The organism is Thiocapsa roseopersicina, from assembly GCF_900106925.1.
In the GTDB taxonomy this organism is placed as follows: domain Bacteria; phylum Pseudomonadota; class Gammaproteobacteria; order Chromatiales; family Chromatiaceae; genus Thiocapsa; species Thiocapsa roseopersicina.
The window spans coordinates 22,930-33,277 of sequence record NZ_FNNZ01000033.1 but is presented as its reverse complement, the minus strand read 5'-3'; the positions used below and the strand labels follow the sequence as shown (position 1 = coordinate 33,277).

Genomic DNA, 10,348 nt, shown 5'->3' with positions numbered 1-10,348 from the left:
GCCCACACCCCGGCCGCGCGAGACCGGGGGAGCGCTTCGCCGACCCCTATCACGCAACTTGATCGCGAAACCATCAAAATCGCTGACCGCACTCACCGGAAGGGGTCCCCGTCTTGACCCAACCCATGGTGCGGGCGGATCCGGGCGACCATTTCGACGGCGTCGGTTGGAGCGTCCTCGCGATGCCCGAGTCGGGCCTCGTGGAGAACGACTATCGGATGTGGCGCGAGCAGGTGTTGGCCACCGAGCCGTTCGACTCCGGAACCGGGGACAACCGTAACCAGGTGCTGAGTCCGCGCGTGGCCGATCGTATCTGAAAATCGACGAGCACCGCATTGCAGGAGGAAAGACCATGGCAGACATCAAACCGCTGAGCGTGCTCGCGGCTGCGGGCATGGCGGCACTCTCTATCCTGTCCGCCGATATGGAACGGGCCTTCGCCCACAAGGAGCCGCACACCAGAGACCAGTTGGAGGCGTTTCACGAGGTCTTCATGGACCAGGTCACCGTAGGCGACCTGCTCTTCCACGGCGATCCAGCGACGGAAGAGCGGCTGGGGGTGAATCTCTCCAATACCGGAATGGCCTGTGCGATGTGCCATCCCTACACGTCCGATACCCATCCCCATGAATTCCCGAAATATCAGGAGCAGATGGCGGAATTCGCGACCTTGAGGGACATGATCAACTGGTGCATCGAGAAGCCGAACGAGGGCGAGAAGATCGACCCGGACGGCGAAGCCATGAAGGCGCTCGAGAGCTACATCTACTGGTCCAATCGCCACTCCAAACTGGACCCGGGGCGGCACTGAGTCAGCACGCGGCCGGCCGCGTCCGCTTGGGGCGCGGCCGCGACGATCCCGATCCCTTCAGGAGCAGAGATCCATGGCGAGCGCGATCCCCGCCCCGCGGCATGTCCCCGAGCCGGCCTTCCCTGACCCGGATTCGCTGATCGACCGCAGCCTCATTCGGACATGGCTCTATTGGGGACTCTTCTGGCTCATGTTCACGCCGAGCATCGGCGTGGCCATCTCCACACTCTTCAATTATCCGAGCTATCTGGGCACGTCCGAATACCTGACCTTCGGTCGGCTGCGCCCGCTGCATGTCAACGGCGTCATCTTCGGCGCCTTTTCGACCCTCTTCATCGGGCTGTGCTATTACATCCTGCCGCGGCTGTGCGGGGTCCGGATCTGGAAGGGCGAGTGGGGTCATTGGCTGGTCTGGGTATGGAACCTGGGTCTGGTCGCCGGGATGATCTCTTTGGTGCTCGGCTACAACCAGGGGCTCGAGGCCGGCGAGTTTCCGCTCGTCATCGATGCCGTCATCTTCTTCGTGATCGGCCTGACCACCGTGCAGTTTTTGATGACGATCTCTCGGCGGCTGGAGCCTCAGCTCTATGTCTCGGTCTGGTATCTCATCGGCGCCTTCGTCTGGACCACCATGAACCTGATCCTGGGCAGCTTCATCCTGCCCTACACCATTACGGGCATCAACAGCGCGGCCTTTCACGGTCTCTTTATTCACTATATCGTGGGCCTCTGGATCACCCCGGCCGGTTATGTGCTGATCTATTATTTTCTGCCGGCCAGCGTGCGGAATCCCATCTATAGCCATAAGCTGTCGCTCATCGGCTTCTGGTCACTCGCGCTCTTCTATCCCTTCGTGGGGATCCATCACTATCTGTTCAGCCCGATCGCCGATTGGGCCGAGACCCTCGCCATCATCACCTCGATGCTCTTGATCGTGCCTGTGTGGACCGTGCTGCAGAACTTCTTCGGGACCATGATCGGGCGCTGGCAGAACTTCGGTCGAAACCTCACCGCCAAGTTCCTGATCATGGGCTCGCTCATGTACCTGGTCGGTTGCTTCCAGGGGTCGGTCGAGGCCCTGAGATCGATCCAGCAGCCGACCCATTTCAGCGACTTCGTCATCTCGCACTCGCACCTGACCGTCTTCGGGACCTTCGTGGTCTGGGCCATCGCCGGCACCGTCTATGTGCTGCCCAAGCTGGCCGGACGCCCCCTCTGGTCGTTCAAGCTGGGGAATTGGTCCTTCTGGCTCATCACCATCGGCATCTCGGTGATGGGGCTGGACCTCACCATGGCCGGGCTGCAGCAAGGCTTCAGCCTGATGAGCGGCGTGGAGTGGCTGGATTCGCTGGTCGCTATCCGGCCCTATTGGCTGGTGCGCACGGTTGCGGGCATCTCCATGGACATCGGCATGTCGCTCCTGGTCTACAACCTGATGCGCACCATGCTGGCGGCGCGGGACCGCGAGCCGGCCGCCGCCCCCCTGCCGAGGGCACCCGGGATCGAGGGGGTACGGCCGTGAGCGCGCGCGGTTACGGATTGCGCTACTACGCGCTGGTGGGCGCCTTCGGGACCATCAGCCTGGCCGCCTTCGTCCAGGGTCTGCTCCCGATGTTGGAGCCCCAGTCGCGCACCGCCGAGGTGACGCGGGTGGTGCGCACCGATCTGGGCGACCTCAAATGGATGGAGTGGCAATCCACCGACTATAGCCCCGAGCAGCAGCGCGGCCGGGCCGTCTATATCCGGGAGGGATGCTGGTACTGTCACTCCCAGTACGTACGTCCGGTGACCGGCGAGACCCGCCGCTGGGGACCCATTACGCAGGCCGGCGAGTATGCCTTCGACCTCCCCCATCTTTTCTCCACGCGCCGTATCGGCCCGGACCTGTCCAGGGTCGGACTCAAGTACAGCGACTCCTGGCACCTGGCCCATTTCTGGGACCCGCGCATCTTGTCCCCGGACTCCATCATGCCGCGCTTTACCGCCCTGTTCGACGGCCCTCACACGGCATCGATCGTCACGGGCACCGACGGGGAGCGCACCCTGGAGCGCACCGAGGCGACCGAACGGCTGTTCGATTTCGACGCCCCGGAACAGATCCTGCTCACACCCAACGCGGAGGGTCTGCTCTATGTTCCGGAGCGCGGCAAGACTCCGGTGATCTTCACCCCGAACGACGAGTTCAATGGGGATCGCGTGCAGCTCGTCGCGGACACGGAGGATCTGCGGGCCTTGGTGGCCTATTTGCAGAAACTGGGCACCAACCGGGGCAAGTGGCGAGACCGCTTCGAGCCACAGCGCATGGAGGCATCCCGGGTCAGCCTGCCGCGCTCGGAGGAGTGGATTGCTTACGGCCAAGAGGTTTATGCGCGGCGCTGTCTCGGCTGTCACGGGGCAGAAGGGGACGGCAATGGTCCGGCCGCGACCTTCATGCACCGAGATCGGCCGCGCAACTTCACCTGGGGCGTGTTCAAGTTCCGCCTGACGCCTTCGGGCTCGCTCCCGGACGACGGCGACCTGCTGCGCACCATCACCCGCGGGGTCCGGGGCACGGCCATGCCCCCGTGGCACGAGCTGCAGGACAAGGATCGGCTCGCGGTCATCCAATACATCAAGTATGTGCTGGCCGCGGACCGCAGCGATCCCGCCGAGCCCTACTTCTTTTTCGTGGAGGAGTCGCCGAAGGCGCCGATCTTTATCGGCCGGCCGCCCGAACCCTCATTGGCCCTGGTGCAGAAGGGCAAGGACGTCTGGCAACAATCCAAGTGCTGGGAATGTCACGGGCAGGCCGGTCGGGGCGACGGCGAGAAGGCGCCCGGTCTGACCGACGACTTCGGCTTTCCGATTCCGCCGGCCAATCTGACGACCGGGCAGTTCAAGTCGGGGCCCGACGTGCGGGACATCTTCCGCACCCTGACGACCGGTCTCTCGGGCACCCCCATGCCGTCCTTCGGGGACACGGTCGGGGAGGCGGATCGCTGGGCACTCGCCTATTACGTCCTGTCGCTCTCGGCCTTCCAGGATCCGCTGACCGGAGAGCCACTGCCGATCCCGGATCGGGATCGCCAGGCCCTCAACGACCCCCGGCTGGACGCATCCGAATCCCGTCTGGCGTATCGGCTCAAGACCGACGAGCCGGAGACCCGATACGCCGGCGAGGCTTGGGCGATCAAGCGCGGCTTCGAGCTCGCCGAGTCGGAGGCCCCGCGCCCGCCAGTCACCGAAACCACCGAGCAGGCGCCATGGAAAAACTGACCCTATTGCAATTCCTGGTCGCCCTGCTGATGAGCCTGGGAGGCCTGCTCCTCTTCATCTGGGCGGTGCTTTCCGGACTCTTCCAGGACGTGGAAGCCATCAAGTACAAGGCCTATCGGGCGGAGGTCGACGACGATGAACCCAACGACGACACGTGAGAACAGCGAAGAGCTCGAGACCCCGGAGTCCGTTGCCGAAACGTCCGGCACCGGGGCCGAAGTCCCGTCGCGGGAGCCCCCCTACCACCGGCAGACCGAAGACTACGGCGGGGGCCGCATCCAGGCCCGGCACGGACGTGTCGACGGGTGGCTGCTGCTGGTCTATCTGGTGATGTTTCTCTGGGCACTCTACTACGGCTTCAGCTACTGGGGCGGGCTCGGACCGGGCCTCGACCTCGGGCTGTGAGGAGATCGAATCATGGCGACACGACTGCTGTTGGGCTTGGCCCTGCTGAATCTGGTCTTCCTGTTCGGCGAGCTGGCGATCAACGTGCTGGGCGTGGCCTTGTCGTGAGGCGCACATCATGAGCCTCCCCGCACTCTCGCTGCCCCAGATGAGCCTTCCCGAGGCCATCGCCTTCTGGATCTTCGTGATCATGACGGTGGCCTTTTTCCTGTGGGTGGCCTATCTCGCGGCCCGCAAGTAAGGAGGGTTCCATGGAGTATTACCTGCTCATCCTGCTCGCCGGTCTGGCCGGCAGCATGCACTGTGTCGGCATGTGCGGCGGTTTCGCCTGCATCCTGGGCAGGGATGGCCGCGGCCGCCTCGCGACCCTCGCCCGTCACCTCGTCTACAACCTGGGTCGGGTAACCAGCTACTGCTTCATGGGTGTCTGCGTCGGCTATCTCGGACTCCTGCTGGTGGGCCACGGCGGCGACGACACCTGGGGGAGCCTGGCGCAGCGTACCCTCGCCCTGCTCTCCGGCATGCTCATGCTCTATATCGGCCTGCAGTTTCTCGGAGTCATGCCGCGTCCGGCAGGCCCTCTCGCGGGATTCGATTGGCTCGCCTCCGGGTTGCGTCAACTGACCCGATCGACCCGTCCCGGCGCACCGCTCGCCCTCGGGGTGCTCAACGGTTTTCTCCCCTGTCCGCTGGTCTACGCCTTCCTCGCCCAGGCCGCGGGCAGCGGCGGTCCCTTGTCGGGACTCCTGATCATGGCCACCTTCGGGCTCGGCACCTTCCCGGCCATGCTCGCGATGGGAGGCATCGGCTGGTGGACGGGTGCGCGTCGTGCGCAGCCGGTTGCGGTTCCGGTTCCGACGCCGACCCCGTCGATGGGGGCCGGTAGCCTGCTGTCGGGCGCCGATTGGCGGCAGCGCGGCGTGCAGATCGCCGGGGGTTTCATCGTCCTGCTCGGCGTCGTCACCGTCGCCCGGGGGCTGCTGCCCCTCGGTGCGCATCTCCATTGACGGCCGTCGGTTACGGCAAAGGCCCATGGCATGCAGGAGCACCCCCTGAATGCGACGCCGCTCTGCGACCATTGCCGACTCCCGGTCGGCCGGCTGGCGCACCCGCGCACCCTGAACGGCACGGACCACTGGTTCTGCTGTTACGGCTGCTGTCTGGCCTATCAGGTCCATCAGGGATCCACGGAAGAGCCGGAGGCGGCGCAATGGCTGATTCGGCTTGGCGTTGGCGCCTTTCTCGCCATGAACATCATGCTGTTCAGTCTGCTGCTCTACGCGGACGCCTTCTCGGCATCCGACCCGCGGGTGAGCGCCCTGGTCCCCTGGCTGCTTTGGGCCCTCGCCACTCCGCTCTTGGTCGTGCTGGGCGGCCCCTTTCTGCAGGGTGCCTGGCGCGCGGGCCGTGCGGGGCGCATGACGGCCGATACCCTGGTCAGCGTCGGGATCCTCGCCGCCTACCTCTACTCGGGATGGCGCGTCCTGCAGGGGTCGGACCAGGTGTACTTCGACACCGTCGCCATGGTGCTGATCCTCTTCACGTTGGGCCGCTATCTGGAGGCCCGGGGACGCCTGCAGGCGATGCGCAGCCTCGCACCCATGCTGGCCGCCGAGCGCGCCGAGGTCCGGGTCTCGACCCCGATCGGGGAATCCGTGCGGACGGTGGATCGGATCCGCCCCGGGGATGTCGTCGTCATCGAGCCGGGAGAGTGCATCGCCGTGGACGGCGAGGTCATCTCGGGCTGGTCCGAGTGCGACGAATCGATCGTCTCCGGGCAGCCCGAGCTGCAGCCCAAGACACCGGGCGATGCGGTCCATGCGGGGAGCCTGAACGGCAGCGGGCGGCTCCGCGTTCGCGCGAGCGTCTTCGGCAACCAGACCCGCTGGATCCGCATCAGCCGATTGGTGCGCGAGGCCCTGGGCCGCAAGTCGCTCCTGGGGGAGACCGTCGATCGGGTGGCCGGGTATTTTCTCCCCCTGGTCCTGACCCTCGCCGTCGCCACCTTCCTCTTCTGGGCGAGTCGCAGCGGCCTCGACACGGCCCTGCTCGCCTCGCTTTCGGTTCTGGTGGTGGCCTGTCCTTGCGCCCTCGGCCTGGCCGGACCTCTGGCCAGCTCGTTGGGTATCGGTTGCGCGGCCCAACGCGGCGTGCTGATTCGGGGTGCCGGCGTGCTGGAACGGCTCGGTCGCCTCCGGGGTATCGCCTTCGACAAGACGGGCACCTTGACCCTCGGCAAGCCTCGGGTCATGGCGCTTCGGGTGCACGACTGCAACGAGACCCGGCTGCTGAGCATCGCCAGCTCACTGTCGCTCGGCTCCAAGCACCCGGCGGCTCGCGCCGTCGTGACGCACGCCGCGGCGCTCGAGATCCGGGCCGACGCGGCGGAAGGGATACGCGTCCGCCCGGGCGCGGGGGCGATCGGACGGGTGGGCTCGGTCGAGGCCGCGATCGGTTCGCGTGCCTTGATGGTCTCGCTCGGCTGGTTCTTGCCGACCGCGCTGGACGCGATCGACGCTCGAAACGGATGGACCCGCGTCTATGTCGGCTGGGACGGGCGGGTTCACGGATGCCTGGCGCTCGCCGACACCCCGCGGCCCGAGGCGGCCGGGGTGGTCTCGGAGCTGCGTGCCCGAGGGCTCGATCTGCTGCTGCTCAGCGGCGACGGACCGACCCCGGTCGAACGCCTGGCGAAGCGGCTGGACATCCCGCGCTGGCATGCCGGGCTCGACCCGGAGGGCAAGGCGGCCTTCATTCGGGATTGGATGCGGCAGTGCGGGTCCGTCGCCATGGTCGGAGACGGGCTCAACGACGGGCCTGTCCTGGCGGCGGCCTCGGTGGGCATCGCGGTCGGCGGCGGGACCGATCTGGCCAAGGAGAGCGCCGACCTGGTCCTTCCGGACGACGGCCTGGCCATGCTGCCCTGGGTACTCGATCTCGCCCGGGAGGTGCGGCGCTCGATCCGGGCGAATCTGGTCTGGGCCTTCGGCTACAACGCCGCGGCACTCTCCCTGGCCGCGGCGGGCCTGCTGCAGCCCGTGCTGGCCGCCGCCTTGATGGCGGGCTCCAGCCTGGTGATCGTCGCCCGGACCCTGCACGGCCGCTCGGGCGCCGAGGTCGCTGCCGAATCCCCCGGCGCGTCTCGGGCGACCGGCACCGCACGTGTGTCGAGGGCCTCGGGAGCCCGCATATGAACCGGCCGCTCTCGGCTATCCTGCTCGGCATCCTCGTCCTGACTGCTGCCGTGACGCCCTCGGTCGCGACCCACACCCCTGAGCAAGCGCTCGGTCAAGCGTCCGCCGGCTGGCCCATCGGCGACCTCGCGCTCGTCGATACGGAAGGCAACCCCTTCGTCACGCGCGATCTGCATGAGCGCTGGACACTCCTCGCAGTGGCGAACAGCCGGTGCGGCGAGCGCTGCGACGGGACCTTGTCGGCCCTGTCCGGGTTGCTTCGGCGCATCGCGGGGACCCGGGTGATCCTGAGCACACAGGTGGTCGTCGTGTCACTGCGAGCAGACGATGTCCCTGCAGACCTGCGGCGCCTCCTCGCACCCTACGATGCCCGCTTGATCGGGGTGACGGGTCGTGCGGAGGATCTTGCCGGGTTGGCGGATGATCTCGGTATCGACCTCGGATCGGGTGCCGGACCGGACTCCACGCCGCTCGGTGGAGAGGATCGCACCGGCTCCCTGTGGCTGATCGGACCGGACGGTGCCATCCGCGCCGAGCTGCTCCCGCCGTTTGATCCCTTGCTGCTCACCGCGGCCTATCTCAAGATCCGGTTGCGCGGCTGATCGCCCGGGTTGAACCTGCGCGTTGATCCCGGGCACCGATCCGCCGGCACCGGTGGCGTCGAGGAGCGGCTGTCGGGCCGTGCACCACGCATTGGCCTTGTCAGGGCCGATCGGCTCGTCCGACAATGGAGCGCGCCGACGAGGTCGTCGTGCCCACATCAGGATGCACCAGGCCAATGACTCGGATCCCCGCGCCGCCATGGAGTTGACCCCGCCCCCGCCTCGCGCTCGAGCCGAGTCGACCCGCTGATGTGCGGGATCGCGGGCTTCATGTTGCGAGACGGCGTGCGTCCGGATCCGGACGCGCTGCGGCGGATGGCCGCGACCCTGGCCCACCGCGGCCCGGACGATCACGGCATCCATTGCAACGGCCCGGTCGGGCTGGCGCAGACGCGGCTGTCGATCATCGGGCTCGCCACCGGGCATCAGCCGATGGTCTCGGCAGACGGGCAGCTCGCGCTGGCGGCCAACGGCGAGGTCTACAACTATATCGAGCTGAATGCGGCGCTGCGCGCGCAGGGTCGCGAGCCGCGGACCGACTCGGACTCGGAGACCATCCTGCACGCCTATGCCATGCACGGGCTGGATTTTCCCGTCGAGCTGCGCGGCATGTTCGCCTTCGCGCTCCACGATGCGCAGGCCGAGCGGCTGATCCTCGGGCGCGATCGGCTCGGGATCAAGCCGCTCTTCTACGTGCAGCTGCCCGATCGCATCGCCTTTGCCTCCGAGATCAAGGCCCTCCTGCCGATCCTGCCGGGGCAACCCCGCGTGAGTCCGGTCGCCTTGCGGCAATTCCTGCAGAATCAGTTCGCGAGCGGCGAGGAGACCATCCTGGAGGGCATCCGACGGGTGCCGCCCGGCGAGATCCTGATCATCGATCGGGATCTGCGCATCGAGCACAGGCGCTACTGGTCGGCGCTCGACATCGCGACCCGCGCGATCGGCCTCGAGGAGGCGCAAGCCGAGCTGGACGGGCTCATGCACGCGGCCATGCGCGAGCACATGCGCTCGGACGTCCCCTTCGGGCTCTTCCTCTCGGGCGGTGTGGACTCCGCCGTGCTGGCCGCGCTGCTGCACACCCACGGGGCCGGCCGCATCAAGAGCTTCTCGGTCGGCTATCGCGGCACGGCGATGGCAGATGAGCTGGACGAGGCGGCGCGGGTCGCGGCGCATTTCGGGCTGGATCACCGCCCCCTGGCGCTCGAGCTCGATCAGGTCTTCGCACGCATCCCGCACACGGTCTGGGCGGCCGACGAGCTGATGCGCGACTATGCCAACCTGCCGACCTCGATCCTGGCCCAGACCGCCGCGGCCGATCTGAAGGTGGTCTTCTCGGGCGAGGGCGGCGACGAAGTCTTCGCCGGCTACGGCCGGTATCGCCCGCCGCCGACCGAGCGCTGGATCAAGGGCCTGCTCGGCCCGGGCAGCGGCGGTTTCCGCACCCGTGGTCAGTGGTCCGGACACTGGTCCCGACGGCTGCTCGGGCCGGCGCTCCGGTCGGTCAGGACGCCGGATCGCACGCCTTTTCTTCAAGCCTGGCGGTCGACCCCGAGGGGCTGGTCCGACCTGCAACGTCGCCAATACACCGATCTGGTCACGGCCCTCCCGGACAACCTGCTGGTGAAGACCGACCGCATGCTGATGGGCTTCGGGTTGGAGGGACGGGTGCCCTTCCTCGACCATCGCCTCGTCGAATTCGGCCTGTCGCTGCCCGATGGGCTCAAGGTCAAGGGCCATCAGGGCAAATGGCTGCTCAAGCGCTGGGCCGAGCCCATGCTCCCGCCGGGACATCTAACGCGCCCCAAGCGCGGTTTCCACGTCCCGGTCGGCGACTGGCTGACCGGCGATGTGGCGGCCCGTGTCGGCGAGCGCCTGGCGCGGAGCCGGGGCATCCGCGAGTGGTTCCGCGTCGAGTCCATCCCGGATCTGGTCGCCGCCCGTCAGGCCGCCAAGGGCGGCAGTCGCGAGCTGTTCGGTCTCATGCAGTTCGCGATCTGGCATCGGCTCTTCATCGAGCAGCCCGGGCTCGCACCCTCCCCCGACGAGGACCCCTTGGATTGGATCGCGAGCGGCACCTGACC

Annotated in this window: 11 protein-coding genes; all 11 read left to right on the top strand. The window is 67.3% G+C overall.

All coding sequences use genetic code 11. The features are described 5' to 3' along the window. Nucleotides 1-113: 113 nt before the first annotated feature. The 11 genes from BLV04_RS21690 to asnB all read left to right on the top strand — a co-directional run bounded on the left by BLV04_RS21690 (nt 114) and on the right by asnB (nt 10,346). Entirely contained in the window at nt 114-317 is a 204-nt protein-coding gene (locus tag BLV04_RS21690; RefSeq protein ID WP_139192005.1) for a hypothetical protein, read from the top strand. A gap of 35 nt (nt 318-352) precedes the next feature. Further along, nucleotides 353-811, top strand: coding sequence for a hypothetical protein (locus tag BLV04_RS21685; RefSeq protein WP_093037581.1), 459 nt, complete (start codon nt 353-355; stop codon nt 809-811). Between the two features lie 73 nt (nt 812-884). Then, complete coding sequence (locus BLV04_RS21680; RefSeq protein ID WP_093037577.1) at nt 885-2,333, top strand: cbb3-type cytochrome c oxidase subunit I; 1,449 nt, start codon at nt 885-887, stop codon at nt 2,331-2,333. After that, on the top strand, nt 2,330-4,066 hold the full coding sequence (locus BLV04_RS21675) for a cbb3-type cytochrome c oxidase subunit II (protein WP_217633767.1): 1,737 nt from the start codon (nt 2,330-2,332) through the stop codon (nt 4,064-4,066). The genes BLV04_RS21680 and BLV04_RS21675 overlap by 4 nt, the downstream gene beginning before the upstream one ends. Next, nucleotides 4,054-4,224: a cbb3-type cytochrome oxidase assembly protein CcoS gene (locus tag BLV04_RS24605; RefSeq protein WP_139192004.1), complete on the top strand. Its 171-nt coding sequence runs from the start codon at nt 4,054-4,056 to the stop codon at nt 4,222-4,224. Before BLV04_RS21675 ends, BLV04_RS24605 begins: the two co-directional genes overlap by 13 nt. Beyond that, entirely contained in the window at nt 4,202-4,471 is a 270-nt protein-coding gene (locus BLV04_RS21670) for a hypothetical protein (RefSeq protein WP_093037574.1), read from the top strand. The genes BLV04_RS24605 and BLV04_RS21670 overlap by 23 nt, the downstream gene beginning before the upstream one ends. A gap of 118 nt (nt 4,472-4,589) precedes the next feature. Beyond that, nucleotides 4,590-4,712 (top strand): hypothetical protein, encoded by a 123-nt coding sequence (locus tag BLV04_RS25950; RefSeq protein ID WP_281241881.1) that lies wholly within the window; start codon nt 4,590-4,592, stop codon nt 4,710-4,712. 10 nt (nt 4,713-4,722) lie between these two features. Continuing rightward, nucleotides 4,723-5,478 (top strand): sulfite exporter TauE/SafE family protein, encoded by a 756-nt coding sequence (locus BLV04_RS21665; RefSeq protein WP_093037571.1) that lies wholly within the window; start codon nt 4,723-4,725, stop codon nt 5,476-5,478. A gap of 30 nt (nt 5,479-5,508) precedes the next feature. Further along, entirely contained in the window at nt 5,509-7,665 is a 2,157-nt protein-coding gene (locus BLV04_RS21660) for a heavy metal translocating P-type ATPase (protein WP_093037568.1), read from the top strand. Further along, the gene (locus BLV04_RS21655; RefSeq protein WP_093037565.1) at nt 7,662-8,267 is read left to right on the top strand and encodes an SCO family protein; all 606 of its coding nucleotides are present in this window, start codon (nt 7,662-7,664) and stop codon (nt 8,265-8,267) included. The genes BLV04_RS21660 and BLV04_RS21655 overlap by 4 nt, the downstream gene beginning before the upstream one ends. 249 nt (nt 8,268-8,516) lie before the next feature. Further along, nucleotides 8,517-10,346: an asparagine synthase (glutamine-hydrolyzing) gene (asnB, locus tag BLV04_RS21650; RefSeq protein ID WP_093037562.1), complete on the top strand. Its 1,830-nt coding sequence runs from the start codon at nt 8,517-8,519 to the stop codon at nt 10,344-10,346. Nucleotides 10,347-10,348 lie beyond the last annotated feature (2 nt).

Excerpts from the sequence above, each read along its gene's own strand:
- BLV04_RS21685 (WP_093037581.1), top strand. The coding sequence starts at position 353 with ATGGCAGACATCAAACCGCTGAGCGTGCTCGCGGCTGCGGGCATGGCG.
- BLV04_RS21680 (WP_093037577.1), top strand. The coding sequence starts at position 885 with ATGGCGAGCGCGATCCCCGCCCCGCGGCATGTCCCCGAGCCGGCCTTC.
- BLV04_RS24605 (WP_139192004.1), top strand. The coding sequence starts at position 4,054 with ATGGAAAAACTGACCCTATTGCAATTCCTGGTCGCCCTGCTGATGAGC.
- BLV04_RS21670 (WP_093037574.1), top strand. The coding sequence starts at position 4,202 with ATGAACCCAACGACGACACGTGAGAACAGCGAAGAGCTCGAGACCCCG.
- BLV04_RS25950 (WP_281241881.1), top strand. The coding sequence starts at position 4,590 with ATGAGCCTCCCCGCACTCTCGCTGCCCCAGATGAGCCTTCCCGAGGCC.
- BLV04_RS21665 (WP_093037571.1), top strand. The coding sequence starts at position 4,723 with ATGGAGTATTACCTGCTCATCCTGCTCGCCGGTCTGGCCGGCAGCATG.
- BLV04_RS21660 (WP_093037568.1), top strand. The coding sequence starts at position 5,509 with ATGCAGGAGCACCCCCTGAATGCGACGCCGCTCTGCGACCATTGCCGA.
- BLV04_RS21655 (WP_093037565.1), top strand. The coding sequence starts at position 7,662 with ATGAACCGGCCGCTCTCGGCTATCCTGCTCGGCATCCTCGTCCTGACT.
- asnB (WP_093037562.1), top strand. The coding sequence starts at position 8,517 with ATGTGCGGGATCGCGGGCTTCATGTTGCGAGACGGCGTGCGTCCGGAT.